Raw genomic sequence first — 15914 nt, 5'->3', positions numbered from 1 at the left:
TATTAAGTTGGAGGTATATATATGAAAATTTTGATTACTGCTATTGGAAGAAGAGTAGAGCTTGTAGAGCATTTAAGGAAATCTTTGTATGTAATAGGCGTTGATATAAATAATAATGTAGCGGCGAAGGAATTTGTAGATAAATTTTATATAGTACCCAAATTTGACAGTAATAATTACTTAAGTTCTTTGTTGGAAATTTGCAAAAAAGAAAAGGTGCAAGGAATAATACCTTTATTTGAGAAAGAATTTGATATTTTGAATAAGAATAGAGAGATTCTAAGAGAGAATAATGTGGAACTCATTTTAAGTAATGAGAAGACGATAAGAACATTTAATGATAAGGAAAATACGGACAAGTTCTTTTTAGATAATAATATAAAGACTCCTCAGAAGTATACAGAAGATGATTTAGAAGAAGAATCTATTTATCCTGTTATTATAAAGCCAAGAGATGGTATGGGAAGTAGGGGTGTTTTTAAAGCCAATAATAAGGAAGAAGGTAAGTTTTTTTATAAATATGTTGAGAATCCTATAGCTCAAAAGTTTATTAACGGAGAGGAATATACAGTAGATTTATTCTGTGATATAGATGGAGGCGCAATTACAGTTATACCAAGAAAAAGAATAGAGGTAAGAAGTGGTGAAGTTTCTAAAACATCGACAGTGAAGGATATGGATATTATTAAAGAAGTAATTGCTATAACTAAGAAAATAAAGTTTTTTGGACCTATAACTATACAATGTATAAAAGACGACGATGGGAATATATTCTTCATTGAAATAAACCCAAGATTTGGTGGTGGTGTTACAGCAAGCATTTATTCAGGAATTGATTATAGCTTTATGATAAAAAGTATCTTGAAAAAAGAAAAGTTGGAACCAATAATAGGGGATTTTGATGAAAAGTTAGTAATTAGATATGATAGGTCAGTGATAAAATGATAAAAGCAATAATTTTTGATATGGATGATACTTTATATAAGGAGTACGATTTTGTATTTGGCGGTTTTAAAGCCGTATCGTTGTATTTTTCGAAAAAGTATAATTTAAGTGAGAATGATGTATATAAAAAGATTTTAGATATATTTTATAGAGAAGGTAGAGGTAAAATATTCAATAGAATTATAGATATATATAATTTGCAAGAAGATATAAATACTCTGATAGATAAATATAGATTTTATAAGCCACAAATAGAATTATATGATGATGCTATAGAAATTCTTAAGTGGTGTAAAGAAAATAACATAAGAACTGGAATTATAACAGATGGAATGAGTGCTGTTCAATGGAGTAAAATAAAGGCTCTTAAGTTAGAGGAAATGGTAGATAAGATAATTGTAACAGACGATTTTGGAAGAGAGTTTTGGAAACCACATACAAGAGCTTACAAAGAGATGATTAAGCATTTTGAAATTGATGGAGAAGAAGCTATATACGTAGGAGATAATCCTAATAAAGATTTTATTGGGGCTAAAAAAGTAGGATTTAATACAATAAGGATTATTAGAGAGTACGGAGATCATATGGGAGTAAAATCTAAATATTCTGATGTTGATAAAGTAATATACTCTTTAAAAGAAATTATGCTTAAAGAAGAGATGACAAAATAGAGTAGAGGTGAAAAAATGGAATATTATAATCCTGTGAAAGTTTTGATTAAACAGGGTGGAGTAATGGATATAGGAACTATATTACAGGATACTTTTTCTGAAACAAAAAGTGTACTTTTGGTTATAGGTAAGAAGTCATTTGAGAAAAGTAAATATTATTCTATAATACATGAAAAGCTTGCTGAATATAATGTATTTGTTTATAGAGTAAATAATAGTAATCCATCTATTGATGAAATTTATGATGGTTATAATATAATTAAAAAGTTTAAATTTGAAGTAATTATTGCTATTGGCGGAGGAAGTGTATTAGATACAGCAAAAATCTTTTCTATAACTAGAAATGTAGATTTATTAAGTAGAGATGAGTTTGATAAGTACATTTTGGAAGGTAAGTACAAAGAAAATAGAAAAAGATATAAATTAATAGCGATACCAACAACTGTAGGAACAGGATCTGAAGTTACACCTTTCGCAGTGGTATGGGATAAAAATAATAAGAAAAAATATTCTGTTGATGATATAAGTTTATATCCTGATATAGCATTATTGGATGTTAACTTAATAATGTCGTTACCAAAGGCTCAAGTAGTAATAACAGCTTTAGATGCATTAAGTCATGGCGTTGAAGGATATTGGGCTAAAAGAGGAAATGATATTTCAAGAATATATTCCCTTATATCCATAGAGTTAATTATTAAAAATTTAGAATTAGCTATAAAGAATCCAGAAGATGTTAGATATAAAGAAAAATTGCTTATTGCAAGCATGTTTGCTGGTAAAAGTATAAGTAAGTCTAGAACTACTTTAGGACATGCCATTTCCTACATATTAACTATGAAATACGATATTCCACATGGGCTTGCAGTGGGAATAATATTACCACATGTATATGAATTAAATTATCATCACATTGAGGAGATAGAAAAGTTAAAAACTGTGTTAGGAAATATGGATAGTAGTGAATTAAAAATATGGATAAAAGATATATGTGACTTATGTAAAATAGAGACAAACTTAGATTATTATGGATTTAAGGTTGATGATATAGATGAAATTTGCAAAAATGCTAATGTTATAGGAAGAAGTGATAATAATCCTATAAAAATTACAAATGATGAAACAAAAAATATAATATATAAAATTAAATAAGTTTTGGAGGAATAAACTAATGATAAAAGATAATGTTAGAGTTGAAGAAAATATCAGCAAAGGTATAATGCCAGAAACAAGAAGAAAAGCTCTAAAGAGAATTATTAAAGAAGAAGGATTCATAAGAATTTTAGAGGCACATAATGGTCTTACAGGGTTAATAGTAGAAAAGACTAAAATACGTCGAGATAATGAAGTTAAGGAATTTGGTGGTATGTGGGTTAGTAGTTTATGCGACTCTACAGCTAAAGGGAAACCAGATATTGAATTGGTAGACTTTACATCGAGAACAAATACAATAAATGATATTATGGAGGTTACTACTAAGCCAATTATTGTTGATGGAGATACTGGTGGAGAAGCAGAACATTTAAAATTTACAGTGAAGACATTAGAAAGACTAGGGGTATCTGCTATTGTAATAGAAGATAAAGTTGGACTTAAAAAGAATTCATTATTTGGGGTAGATGTATCCCAAACACAGGCTTCCATCGAGGAGTTTTCTAATAAAATTTCATTAGCTAAGAAGTCATTAATTACTGATGATTTCATGATAATTGCAAGGATTGAAAGTTTAATATTAGAAAAGGGAATGGATGATGCTTTAGAAAGAGCAAAAGCATATATTGAAGCAGGTTCTGATGGAATAATGATACATAGTAGAGAAAGTTCAGGAGATGAAATTAAAGAGTTCTGTAATAAGTACAATAAATTTGAAAATAGAGTGCCGTTACTAGTTGTACCTACAACATATAATCACATAAGTGAAAAAGAATTAAAAGATATGGGTGTTAATATAGTAGTTTATGCTAATCATTTATTGCGTAGTGCATATCCTGCAATGGTAAAAGCAGCTGAAAGTATATTAGATAATGAAAGAAGTTTTGAAACAAATGACTTATGTATGCCAATAAAAGAAATTCTTACTCTTATACCTGGAGGAGAATAATATGATAAAAGTAGATGAGTTTTGTAATGAATTAAGCAAATATTCTATAAATTTTTTTACAGGAGTTCCTGATTCGTTACTTAAAGAATTGAATAATTATTTAAGTAGTAAAAGTATGAATATAATAGCAGCTAATGAAGGAAATGCTATAGCTTTAGCTACTGGAGATTATTTAGCTACTGGTAATATACCAGTAGTTTATATGCAAAATTCTGGATTGGGCAATGCTGTGAATCCAATAACATCTTTAGTAGCAGAAGAAGTATACTCTATTCCTATGCTACTTATGGTTGGATGGCGTGGTATGCCAGGAATTAAAGATGAGCCTCAACATAAGTTTATGGGAGAAATTACTTTAGGATTATTAAATGTTTTAAAGATACCTTATGTTATTTTAACCGCAAACACTACAAGTGATGATATGAAGAAGTATATTAAAGAGGCATATCAGTATATGAATAAAAATAAAAGCCCTTATGCGTTTGTAGTTGAGCAGAATTGTTATGAGGAATATAACTACAAAAAAGATATAGAAATTAGTAACTATACACTATCTCGTGAAAATGCAATAGACATTATAATAAGTAATTGTGAAAAAAAATCAATTTTTATATCAACTACAGGAAAGACATCAAGAGAGCTTTTTGAGTTAAGAGAAAAAAAGAAACAATGTCATAGTAAGGACTTGTTAATGGTAGGATCCATGGGACATGCTTCTCAAGTTGCAATTTCAATAGCAGCTAGAAAAAAAGAAAGAGTCGTATATTGTTTAGATGGAGATGGAGCTGCATTAATGCATTTAGGTGGATTATCAATTGTAAATTCCATGAAAGTAAATAATCTCAGACATATTGTATTAAATAATGGGTGTCATGAATCAGTAGGTGGTCAAAAAACAGTAGGATATGAAATTGATTTTTGTGATATAGCTAAAGCTTGTAATTATAGTAAAGTTATAAAAGTAGATACAGAAGAAAGTTTAATTAATGCTCTAAAAGATATTAATAATTTTGATGGTTCAGTTTTTATAGAAGTTATGATAAAAAGTGGATCAAGAAAAGATTTAGGACGACCTACAATATCGCCTATTGAAAATAAATATATGTTTATGAAAGAGATTGAGGGATAATAATGCAAGCTATTATATTAAATTCGGGAAAAGGAACAAGACTAGGTAAGTTAACGAAAGATAAGCCAAAGTGTTTGGTTAAGATTAATGAAGTAGATACTATTTTAGATAGACAGATACAGATTTTAAATAAATATGGTATAGATAACATACTTATTACAACAGGATATAAAAAAGATATATTAGAAGATTATATAGATAAAAAAGATTATAATGTTGATTTGGTTTTTAATGAGTTGTTTGAAACTACAAATTATATTTATTCTTTATACAAGGTAAGAGAGTTTATAAAAGACGATGTAATTTTATTACATGGTGATATGGTTTTTCATGAAAGTATTTTAAAAAGAATTCTTGAAGGTAAAGAAAATTTGGTAGTAGTTAGAAAAGATGGACAGTTATCTAGTAAAGATTTTAAATGTGAGATATTAAATAGTAATGTTATGAAGATAGCAGTAAATTTATATACTGAAAAGTCTAAAAATTGCTTTCCTATATATAAATTTAATAAGGAATCTTTTGAAGTATGGATAAAAGGAATAGAAGATAGTGTACGAAAAAATAATGTAACAATTTATGCAGAAGAAATATTGAATAATTTGTTAGAAAAAGGTGATATAAAACTAAATCCACTATATATTAAAGATGAAATATGTACTGAAGTAGATGATGAAGAAGATTATAACTATATAATAAAATAGCAATTAGAAATATATTGGTATATCATAGGAGGAATTGAAGTGGATATAAGCTCTTTATATGATGAAATATTAAATAGATATGATTTGATATCTAAAGGAAATGGATATGAAATTCTTGGTGAGTATATTGAAAGAAATATAATAGAAACATGGAATAGTATTGATGATAATTACAATATTGCAATATGGGGAGCTGGAGAGCATACAGAAAAATTATTAGATATAGTAGAAGTCAGTAAGAAAAAGGTAAGATGTTTGATTGATAAAAATCCTGCACTGCAAGGTAAGAAACTATCAAATATTGAGATTGTTTCTGTAGATATGATATCTCAATATGAAATAGATGCTGTAGTAATTTCATCGCCAAAGTATGAAAAAGAAATAAAATTAGAGCTAGAAAGATTAAATTATAAGTATATAGATTTATATGAGAGTATAAGTGAATTTAATGTTGAAAATTGTCCATGGTATATATGGGAAAAGTTTGATGGTGATTATCAACAAAATAGTTATTTAAGCATATTTTTATTTTTGATGAAAAATATATATGAAAAAGAAAAAGATGAAGAGATTAAAGAAAAGATATTGCAGGCTATAATCAAAAAGTATTTGAATATATATGATATCATACACGCAAAATATTTTATAGAAATTTACAAGGAAAATGATTATAAGGGGCAAAGATATGATGAATTTATAAAGGAATTAGATTCTTTGTTTGAGACTATTAGAATACATCTACAAAATAGAAATAAAGAAGATATGATAATAATAATTAGTGATGCATTAAGATATAAAGAAATAAATGATATAAGAAGATTTGACAATAAATATGAATATTTACATAAGATAAGTAATGAATCTTTATTTTATACAAAAGCTATTGCAAATTCAACTTATACAAAAGCAGCTTTATATTCAATGTTAGCTGGAAAATTAATTAATTATGATGAAAAATATATGAATGATAATTATGTTTTAAGTTATAAAGAAAGTGAACTAATATCAAGTGCATTAGATAATGGATATTATATTGTTAATGAATCTATGACAAGATTAGTTCCAGATAATATAAATATAAAAAATTTAAGGGTAGAAACTGAGTGCTTTGAAAGTTGTACTGTTCAATTATGGAGAATGTTAACGTATTTATGCAATATGGATTCCAAGGTTATGTATATATTTCATTTTAATGAAACTCATACTCCATATATGTGTGGATATTATGAAAAGGCTAAGGTAATGAATGTTATACAAAATGAAATATATAAAGAAAAAATAGATATGAGAGAACAATACATGGAGACTATTAAATATATAGATACACAATTAGGGTATTATATGAATATGTTATCGGATAGTATATACACTATTTTAACTAGTGATCATGGACAATGTATAGGAGAGTATAGTGCGTATACACATACTTTTACATGGTATGATGAAGTTTTACATACTCCATTAATAATTAATGGTAAGGATTTAAATAAAGAAGTTATTGAAGATTTATTTGATAAAAAAGATTTTGGAAAATTAATTTCAAGTATTATTGATAAGTCGTATATAGAAAAGAGAAGTAGGTTAAAATCAGAATATGTTAAATCAGAAAGAGATGCTATACATTCATTATTTTATTTAAATGATAGAAAATTTATAGAAGCTTTGGGGAGTAAATTTATAAAAGGATATACAGTTATAACAACTATGGATAAAAAATATGTTAGATATGATGATGGAGTAGAAGAATTATACGATTTAGACAATGAGAATAAAAACATTATAGATGTTATAGGTAACTGTGATGAATTTAGGAATAAAATTTAATAATATTAGAAATATGACATAATGAAGAAAAAAATAAGTATTTAACATAAGTGTTAAAAAATATATAGGGAACTATATTTAATATCAATATTAAATTAACAGAAGATGAAATAAAGGAGCAAAATATGAAGGCGATTACATTTTATTTACCACAATACTCTCCAAATGAAATGAATGATTTATGGTGGGGAAAAGGTTTTACTGAATGGTCATATGTTGCACAAGGTAAACCTCTTTATGAGGGACATTATCAACCTAAAATACCATCAGATTTGGGATTTTATGATTTGAGATTAAAGGAAAGTATGCTTGCGCAACAGAACTTAGCAAAACAATATGGAATATATGGGTTTTGCTATTATCACTATTGGTTTAATGGAGAACTAATGTTACATGAACCAATAATGAAATTATTAGAATGTAGGGATTTAGATCAACCATTTTGCTTTTGTTGGGCTAATGAGAATTGGAGTAGAACATGGGATGGACAAGATAGTGAAGTATTAATGAAAATCGATGATAATAAATATAGTCCTGAAGAACATATTCAATGGTTGGTGAAATTTTTTAAGGATGATAGGTATATAAAAATTAATGGAAAGCCTTTATTTATAATACATAAGCCTAGAAATTTTAGTGATATAAAGCTACGAATAAATCAAATAAGAGAATTAGTTAAAAAAAATGGATTAATTGATGCTTATATAGTAGCTATGGAATGGGGTTGCTTTAATAGTGATGAGCTTATAAATTATGGATATGATGCAGTGTATGATAGGACACCAGGTCCGGAAATAGAATTTGCTCGAACAAATGAATGTGCAATTCCTACTGTTAAGACATATTCATATGTTGATGTAGCAAAATATTATATTAATAAAGAGTATGATAATAAAATAAGAACTTTTCCGTGTATATTTCCTTCATGGGATACAACTGCAAGAAAGATATTAGATGCTACGATAATACAAAATGAAGATAGTGAATTATATAAAGAATGGTTGACTTCTTGCATAGATAAAGTTAAAAAATATCCTGAGGATGAACAAATTATATTTATTAATGCATGGAATGAGTGGGGAGAAGGAAGTTATTTAGAGCCTGATATTCGAAATGGTAGGAAGTTTTTAGAAGCTACATTGGAAGTTGTCGAAGGAACTTCTAGTAAGAACTTAACTAAATACAAATCTATTAGTGAAAGAAGCAAGGAATATAATAGAGTAAATTGTAATTATTGTTTGGACAAAGATAGAGAAGTATTTATATGGGGAACTGGAGTATATGGACAACGATATAGTGAATTTCTTAAAGAAAAAAAGATTTGTATCAATGGGTATATAGATAATGATGAGAGAAAATGGGGAAGTCAAGTGAGAGGACAGAGTGTAATACCTCCTAAAATGTTAAAAGATAAAAAGAACAAACCTTTTATTTTTATATGCTCTATGTATTACAAACATATAATGATACAACTGAAAGAAATGAATTATATTGAAAATATAGATTTTGTAGTTTCAAATGATGATTTTTTAATAATAGAAAATGAGAAGGAATATAAATTTATTTATAAATATTTCGAAAAGTATATTGATGTTGATTTTGAAAAGTGGATTCGTAGCATATGTGAGAAAGAGTTTTTATATAACAGTGAATTACATGGTGAAAATCCAAAGATTAAGGTTATAAATATAGAATCAAGGCATTTTTTCAATGAAAGTGATACCTTTGATAGAAGATATGATTATATAGTATATAAATGTAATGAAGAAAGTAGAGAAGAATCTGATAACATATTAATGATTATAAAAAAATTAAAAATTATGGGTAAGATAATTTTTATAAATAGAAGAGAAAAAGATTCTGAATTTGATGAATTTAAAGAATATGTTATAGAAGAAAGTAGAATTTATAATAGGAAATATGATTATGAGGTAATTATTTATCAAAGAAAATAATAGACGATGTAATATAAAGAATTAAGTAATGGATAAAAGGTGAAAAAATGAGTATTAAAATTAGCTTAATTGTACCTGTATATAACTGTGAAAAATATTTAGAAAAGTGTTTGGAATCTGTAATGAAGCAAGATTTAGCTGGAATAGAAGTAATAATAATAAATGATGGATCAGAAGATAATAGTTTAGAAATAGTTGAAGGATATAAGTCTAGATTTGAAAATATTTATATAATAAATCAAGAAAATAAAGGACAAGGGGCAGCAAGAAATCTTGGTATTAAAATTGCAAAAGGTGAGTATATAGGTTTTATTGATGCAGATGATTACATAGATTATAATATGATGTCATCTATGTACTATAAAGCTATAAGTAATGATTATGATATTGTTACTTGTGGAACAAAAATTGTTAATGAAGATGGAAATATAATAAAAGAAATAAGTATTGTTGATTCTGGGCAATTAAATTCAGAAGAAGCTATACTTAGTATTATTAAAGGAAAAAATACTTTTGCTGTTTGGAATAAGATTTTTAAGCGTAAACTTTTTATAGAGAATAATATATTTTTTAAAGAAGGATGTTATTATGAAGATATTTATGTAATTATAAAAGCTTTTAGTTGTGCTAAAAGTATATATAATTTTAAAGAATCTTTTTATTATTATGTGCAACATGATAAAAGCACAACTAAACAAAAAAAGGTAAAATACTATAATGATTTACTTATGGAAGTAGCTAGGACTAAAGAATACATAAATGATAAGTATCCTAAAAATAAACTTATAAACATATCTTTTGAAAACATACAGACTTTATTTTTATTACAGTTTATAAGTGAATTGAATTTTAATATAAATATAGAGAATATTTTAAAGCAGAAGTTAAGAGATAAAGAAGAGATAATAATATTTGGGTCATCGCAAGGTGGAAGAATTGTAAAAAGATATATTGAAGAAAGTGGCTTTTCAGTAGTAGCATTCTGCGATAATAATCCTGATCTGTGGGGAAAAGAGATTAATAATATTCCTATTATAAATTGTGATAATTTAGCAGATGATAAATATAAATCTTATAGAATAATAATTGCATCTATGTATTTTGTAGATATATACAATCAATTAGAGCAGTGTAATATTGAAGATAGAATTATTAATTTTAGTCTAATAGAAGAGCTAAATATATTATGAGGTATTTTGTAGATGATAAGTGTAATTATACTTTGTTATAATAATTTTAAATATTATAAAGAATGTATAGACTCTATATTATGTCAAACATATAGCGATATAGAAATTGTAATAAGTGACGATGGGAGTTTAGATTTTCCTAGGGATGAAATCTATAATTATATATATTCTAATATGTCAAATAATATAAAAAAAATCACCATTAATATCAATGAATATAATCTGGGTATAGTAAAAAATTATAATAAAACTATTAAGTTAAGTGAAGGAGATTATATTTTTTATTTAGCTATAGATGATGTATTATATGATAAAAACGTAATAAAAGATGTTGTAAATTATTTTAGAGAAACTGGAGAATTAATTTTTACAGGATATAAAGATGTTTATAATAGTGATTTAAATGAGTATATAAAAACATTACCTAGAGATAATGAAGTAGAAATATTAAAGAAAAAAGATGTAAAAATTTTATATGAAAGTTTATGTAAAGGATCTTTTATTTCAGGGTCTAATACACCTTTTTCTAAAAAATTGATAGATAAATATGGATACTTAGATGAGAGTTATTGTTATCTAGAAGATTATCCTCGATATTTAAGTCTTACAAAAAGAGGCTGTAATATTGGATTTTATGATAGAAAGCTAATAAAGTATAGAAGTGGTGGGGTTACTACATCAGGTAAGATAAGTGATGTTTTAAGAAGAGATATAAGACGAGCGACAATAGAAGAGTGTAGTGAATATTTTCAACAGAAGTGGAATCATCAGTGGATTATTGATAAAAAGCTTATTGGTTGGGGAACTGGTGATTGTTATATAAATTCTACAGATTATATAAAAAACAATATTGTTTATTTAGTAGATTCAAATAAATCTATTCAAAACACAAAGATAGAAGGTAAGCTTGTATTATCACCAGATGTATTAGTAAAAGAAGATATAAATAATATATTTATACTAATATTTAGTTATGCCAATTACTTTGATATTGCAAGATGCCTCGAAAGAAGTGGATTTAAAGAATATGAACATTTTTTCATATGTACGCCAAATATTTTGGAAGTTGTAAAAAAGTGAATTGTAGCAAAAGAGATTAGGGGTAAGGTTATAATATGGAAAAAATAAGTGCAGTAATTACTATGTATAATTCAGAAAAGTTTATCATAGATACAATGAAGAGTTTATTAAATCAAAGTGAAAAGTTTGATGAAATAGTTATTATTGATGATAAAAGTGCAGATAAATCAAAAAAAATAGTTTCTGAAATGGCGGAAAAATATAAAAGTATAAAGTTATTTTTTTTAGATAAAAATATAGGACCATCAGCAGCAAGAAATTTTGCTATAAATAAAGTTAAGAATAGATGGATACTTTTTGTAGATCATGATGACATGTTAGATAAAAATTTAGTTAAAAACTATAGTAAGATTATTAGTGTAAAACAATATAAAGATATTTCATTTATATTTCCAAGTTTTGTACAAATAGATAATGAAGGAAACAGTATTTCTGATAAGATTAATTACTATAAAGATATATGTACTAATTTTACAGGAGATCTTTTTGTAAGAAATCCTATATTATCAACGACAGGGGTTTTAATAAATAAAGAAAAGCTAGTACAAGTTAATGGTTTTGATGATGATTTAAAGTATTCTCAAGATTGGGATTTATGGTTGAAGTTATCTATGATTGGAGAATGTATTTTTGATAAGAATACAGAAGTATTTATTAGAAGACATAGTAATAACACATCTAGAGACATAGTAGGTTTTTTAAAAGATGAACAATCTATATATAATAAATATAATATTAAATTTATTTTCGACAAAATTATGATTAGAGAAAAAGATGAATATGAAAACTATATAGATTTTGTTACTGTGTTAATGAAATTAAATAAGTTGGATAATGCGTATGAAGTATTACAAAAAGTTAGAGTTGAAGATTATAGAAAATATTTTCTCCAAGGTATAATTTTGTATAAAAAAAATGATATAAAAGATGCAGAAATAAAGTTTAAAAAAGCCCTTGAATTGAATCCTCAAGATATAGCTAGTTTAAACAATATTGGATGTTGTAAATCTTTAATGCTTCAATATGACGAAGCGGTAATATACTTTGAAAAAGCCTTAAATTTAAATAAAAGTTATATGGATGCATCATATAATATAAGTAATGTAAAAGAGCCTAAGATAACGGAAAGAATATTAAGAAAGATTCTAACACATTATAGTACGAATAAATGAATATAGTTATTTAAAGTCTTTTATATGATAAATGTAGATTATTATATATTTTGTATAAAAAATATATGTAAGTATATTAAAGTGAAAGTATTGAAATATATTAATATAAGTTTTTATGGATGGTATAGTTATGTTAAAAGTTGTTTTATATGGAGTTGGGAGTTCATATCAAAAATTTAAAGAAATTAATAGCTCACTTATAGATATAGTAGCATTAGTTGATACATATCAAGTTGGGAAATATATTGATGGGTACATTGTAAAGAATATAGAACAAGTAACAGAAATGAATATAGAATATGATTATATAATTATTTGTAGTGAATATTCTAGTGAAATAAGAAAATTATTGCTACAAAAAAATATTGATGAAAATAAGATTATAAATTACTTTGGATATCATAATATATTAAATTTATTAAAAATAAAAGAAAACCGTAATATTATAGGGAATGATATTACAATTATATCCAATCATTGTTGGGGGGCATATTTATATAAAACATTAGGAATTCAATATAATTCACCATTTATTTGGTTATCAGTTGAAGATAATGATTATAAGAAACTAGTTTCAAATTTTAATGAATATATGGATAATGTTAATTCATTAGAAGTTATATTTGATGAGAAGTTAGGATATCCTGTAGGAACACTTAAAGATATTAAACTTCAATTTATTCATTATAAAACTTGTGATGAGGCGTATGAAAAGTTTATTTCAAGGACATTAAAAATTAATAAAGACAATATATTATTGGAATGTACAACTAGTAATAAGAATATTATTGAAACTATATTAGCTAGTAGTTTTGAAAAAAAGTTGATAATAACGGATATAGAGTACAAAAGTAATAATGTATATTCTTTTACCGAGTGGAAAGAAATTGCAAGAAATAAAAATATAAGTAAGTTTAGTGATTTTGTTCTGAATTGTTCATTCGACTATATTGATTTAAATAAAATAATTAATAATTAATCATATACAATTTAGGTAGAACTTCAGGTGATTAAAAATGATGAAGAAAAAAGTTATTTATATTAGAGCAGATGGTGGATCATCAATAGGAATGGGTCACATAATGAGGACGATGATCCTTGCAAATGAATTAAAAAAGAAATATAAGATAACGTATGTATGTTTAGATGATAAAAATAACATACATGGAATAGAGTTTATAAAAAATAGAGGGTTTAAAGTCAAAGTAATTTCAAAAGAAGAAGATATATTTACAATAATAGATTCTATTATAATTGTTGATAAATATAATTTGAATACGGAGTATTATAAAACATTAGAAACACAGAATAAGGTTATTTTATTTGATGATAATTGCACTTTAGATTTTTACTATGGAAATATAGTATTAAATCAAAATGCCTATGCAAAAGAGTTAAAATATAAATGTAATAGTGGTACTAAGTTATTACTTGGAAATGATTATACTTTGCTTAGAGAAGAGTTTAGGATGAAAACACCGATAGAAGTAAATAGTGATGTGAAAAATATAATGATAACTTTAGGTGGAAGTGATGATAGAAATTTAACTGAAATAATAATAAAACAGTTAATAGATGAAGAATTTACTATACATATTATTATAGGACAAGCTTTTCGCCATGAACAATCATTAAAAAAATATGAAAGTAATAAAGTTGTTATACATAAGAATTCTATAATCAGTGATGTTATGAAAAAAAGTGATATACTTATATGTGGATGTGGAAGCACTATTTACGAAGGGTTAAAGTTAGGGTTGCCAATTATAGGGATTACATTAGCAGAAAATCAAGTAAATCTAGGAAAATATTTATCTGAAAATAATATTATATTAAGTTCTGATATTAATAATATAAAAAAGAATATCGTGAGTTTAGATTATGAAAAGAGATGTTTTTTTAGTAATAAAGGTAAAAGTATTATAGATGGTAACGGTTATAAAAGAGTTATTAGCGAAATAATGGGGATATTATAAGATAAAATTTATGTCTTATAATATCCTTTTTATTTGTTAATTAGAAAAAGTTGTTTCAAGGATAAATATTATATTACGATAATAGTTATAGAATAAGTATGGAGGGGTATCAATGAATAGTTTTTACATAGATAATAAAGAGATAGGTGGAGATAGAACTTTTGTTATTGCAGAACTTTCTGCTAATCATAATCAGGATTTTGATAGAGCTGTAGAAATTATAAAAGCAGCAAAATGGGCGGGCGCAGATGCGATAAAGTTACAAACATATACTCCTGATACCATAACATTAGATTGCGATAACGAGTATTTTCAAATAAAACAAGGCACTATATGGGATGGTACTACACTTCATAAGTTATATCAAGGAGCATATACTCCATGGGATTGGCAACCTAAATTAAAGAAAATTGCAGAAGAAGAAGGTCTTATATGTTTTTCATCACCATTTGATTATACTTCTGTAGATTTTCTTGAAAAAATGGATGTACCAGCATATAAGATAGCATCTTTTGAAATAAATGATATACCATTTATTGAGTACATTGCATCAAAAGGTAAACCTGTAATAATATCAACAGGCATAGCGACTTTAAAAGATATTGAAGAAGCAGTAAATGCTTGTAGGAAAGTTGGAAATAACAATATTGCATTACTAAAATGTACTTCTGCGTATCCATCTCCTTTAGAAGATATAAATTTGAAGGTTATACCAAATATGAAAGAAACTTTTGATGTAGTAGTCGGATTGTCTGATCATACAATGAGTAATACTATAAGTTTAGGAGCTGTAGCATTGGGTGCCAAGATAGTAGAAAAGCATCTTACTCTTAGAAGAAAAGATGGAGGTCCGGATTCTAAGTTTTCTATGGAACCAGAAGAGTTTAAATCTATGGTAGATGGAATTAGAGAAATGGAAAAAGCTTTAGGAAAGGTTACATACCAATTAACAGAAAAGCAAAGAAGTTCTAGAGAGCATAGTAGATCTCTTTTTGTAGTTAAAGATATTAAGGGTGGAGAAAAATTCACAGAAGAAAACGTTAGAAGTATTAGACCTGGTTTTGGTATGGAAACTAAGTATATTGATGATATAATTGGAAAGGAAGCAAAGATAGATATAAAGAAAGGTACTCCTATGAGTTGGAACCTAATTAAATAATGGAGGAGTTT

At 26.0% G+C, this 15914-nt stretch carries 13 protein-coding genes and 1 pseudogene; all 14 read left to right on the top strand.

Annotated elements, in window-relative coordinates; translation table 11 throughout:
• Positions 1 to 21: 21 nt before the first annotated feature.
• Positions 22 to 945, top strand: a complete 924-nt coding sequence (locus tag KQI30_RS00665; protein WP_216461234.1) for an ATP-grasp domain-containing protein — start codon at positions 22 to 24, stop codon at positions 943 to 945.
• Positions 942 to 1616, top strand: a complete 675-nt coding sequence (locus KQI30_RS00660; protein WP_216461233.1) for an HAD family hydrolase — start codon at positions 942 to 944, stop codon at positions 1614 to 1616. The genes KQI30_RS00665 and KQI30_RS00660 overlap by 4 nt, the downstream gene beginning before the upstream one ends.
• Before the next feature lie 15 nt (positions 1617 to 1631).
• Positions 1632 to 2768, top strand: coding sequence for a phosphonoacetaldehyde reductase (locus KQI30_RS00655; protein WP_216461232.1), 1137 nt, complete (start codon positions 1632 to 1634; stop codon positions 2766 to 2768).
• A 43-nt stretch (positions 2769 to 2811) separates the two neighbouring features.
• Positions 2812 to 3717 (top strand): annotated as a pseudogene (gene aepX / locus KQI30_RS00650) (phosphoenolpyruvate mutase); the annotation flags it as partial.
• A gap of 1 nt (position 3718) precedes the next feature.
• Entirely contained in the window at positions 3719 to 4846 is a 1128-nt protein-coding gene (gene aepY / locus KQI30_RS00645; RefSeq protein WP_216461230.1) for a phosphonopyruvate decarboxylase, read from the top strand.
• 2 nt (positions 4847 to 4848) lie between these two features.
• Positions 4849 to 5547 (top strand): sugar phosphate nucleotidyltransferase, encoded by a 699-nt coding sequence (locus KQI30_RS00640; RefSeq protein ID WP_216461229.1) that lies wholly within the window; start codon positions 4849 to 4851, stop codon positions 5545 to 5547.
• A 39-nt stretch (positions 5548 to 5586) separates the two neighbouring features.
• Positions 5587 to 7371, top strand: coding sequence for a sulfatase-like hydrolase/transferase (locus tag KQI30_RS17470; RefSeq protein ID WP_216461228.1), 1785 nt, complete (start codon positions 5587 to 5589; stop codon positions 7369 to 7371).
• Positions 7372 to 7496: 125 nt separating this feature from the next.
• A complete protein-coding gene (locus KQI30_RS00630; RefSeq protein ID WP_216461227.1) occupies positions 7497 to 9326 on the top strand; it encodes a glycosyltransferase WbsX family protein in 1830 nt (609 codons plus the stop codon).
• Between the two features lie 47 nt (positions 9327 to 9373).
• Positions 9374 to 10516 (top strand): glycosyltransferase, encoded by a 1143-nt coding sequence (locus KQI30_RS00625; protein WP_216461226.1) that lies wholly within the window; start codon positions 9374 to 9376, stop codon positions 10514 to 10516.
• Positions 10517 to 10528: 12 nt separating this feature from the next.
• Positions 10529 to 11596 carry a glycosyltransferase gene (locus KQI30_RS00620; protein WP_216461225.1) on the top strand — a complete coding sequence of 356 codons (1068 nt, stop codon included), beginning with the start codon at positions 10529 to 10531 and terminating at the stop codon, positions 11594 to 11596.
• 35 nt (positions 11597 to 11631) lie between these two features.
• Positions 11632 to 12768 carry a glycosyltransferase gene (locus KQI30_RS00615; RefSeq protein WP_216461224.1) on the top strand — a complete coding sequence of 379 codons (1137 nt, stop codon included), beginning with the start codon at positions 11632 to 11634 and terminating at the stop codon, positions 12766 to 12768.
• A gap of 130 nt (positions 12769 to 12898) precedes the next feature.
• On the top strand, positions 12899 to 13747 hold the full coding sequence (locus KQI30_RS00610; RefSeq protein WP_216461223.1) for a DUF1919 domain-containing protein: 849 nt from the start codon (positions 12899 to 12901) through the stop codon (positions 13745 to 13747).
• A 37-nt stretch (positions 13748 to 13784) separates the two neighbouring features.
• Positions 13785 to 14744 (top strand): UDP-2,4-diacetamido-2,4,6-trideoxy-beta-L-altropyranose hydrolase, encoded by a 960-nt coding sequence (gene pseG / locus KQI30_RS00605; protein WP_216461222.1) that lies wholly within the window; start codon positions 13785 to 13787, stop codon positions 14742 to 14744.
• 112 nt (positions 14745 to 14856) lie between these two features.
• Entirely contained in the window at positions 14857 to 15903 is a 1047-nt protein-coding gene (gene pseI / locus KQI30_RS00600) for a pseudaminic acid synthase (protein WP_216461221.1), read from the top strand.
• Positions 15904 to 15914: the final 11 nt, after the last annotated feature.

The organism is Clostridium bornimense (assembly GCF_018917145.1).
GTDB lineage: Bacteria > Bacillota > Clostridia > Clostridiales > Clostridiaceae > Clostridium_AN > Clostridium_AN bornimense_A.
This window is presented reverse-complemented; position numbering and strand designations above follow the sequence as displayed.

Excerpts from the sequence above, each read along its gene's own strand:
- KQI30_RS00610 (WP_216461223.1), top strand. The coding sequence starts at position 12,899 with ATGTTAAAAGTTGTTTTATATGGAGTTGGGAGTTCATATCAAAAATTT.
- KQI30_RS00640 (WP_216461229.1), top strand. The coding sequence starts at position 4,849 with ATGCAAGCTATTATATTAAATTCGGGAAAAGGAACAAGACTAGGTAAG.
- KQI30_RS00660 (WP_216461233.1), top strand. The coding sequence starts at position 942 with ATGATAAAAGCAATAATTTTTGATATGGATGATACTTTATATAAGGAG.
- KQI30_RS00620 (WP_216461225.1), top strand. The coding sequence starts at position 10,529 with ATGATAAGTGTAATTATACTTTGTTATAATAATTTTAAATATTATAAA.
- KQI30_RS00630 (WP_216461227.1), top strand. The coding sequence starts at position 7,497 with ATGAAGGCGATTACATTTTATTTACCACAATACTCTCCAAATGAAATG.
- pseG (WP_216461222.1), top strand. The coding sequence starts at position 13,785 with ATGATGAAGAAAAAAGTTATTTATATTAGAGCAGATGGTGGATCATCA.
- KQI30_RS00615 (WP_216461224.1), top strand. The coding sequence starts at position 11,632 with ATGGAAAAAATAAGTGCAGTAATTACTATGTATAATTCAGAAAAGTTT.
- KQI30_RS00625 (WP_216461226.1), top strand. The coding sequence starts at position 9,374 with ATGAGTATTAAAATTAGCTTAATTGTACCTGTATATAACTGTGAAAAA.
- KQI30_RS00655 (WP_216461232.1), top strand. The coding sequence starts at position 1,632 with ATGGAATATTATAATCCTGTGAAAGTTTTGATTAAACAGGGTGGAGTA.
- KQI30_RS00665 (WP_216461234.1), top strand. The coding sequence starts at position 22 with ATGAAAATTTTGATTACTGCTATTGGAAGAAGAGTAGAGCTTGTAGAG.
- pseI (WP_216461221.1), top strand. The coding sequence starts at position 14,857 with ATGAATAGTTTTTACATAGATAATAAAGAGATAGGTGGAGATAGAACT.
- aepY (WP_216461230.1), top strand. The coding sequence starts at position 3,719 with ATGATAAAAGTAGATGAGTTTTGTAATGAATTAAGCAAATATTCTATA.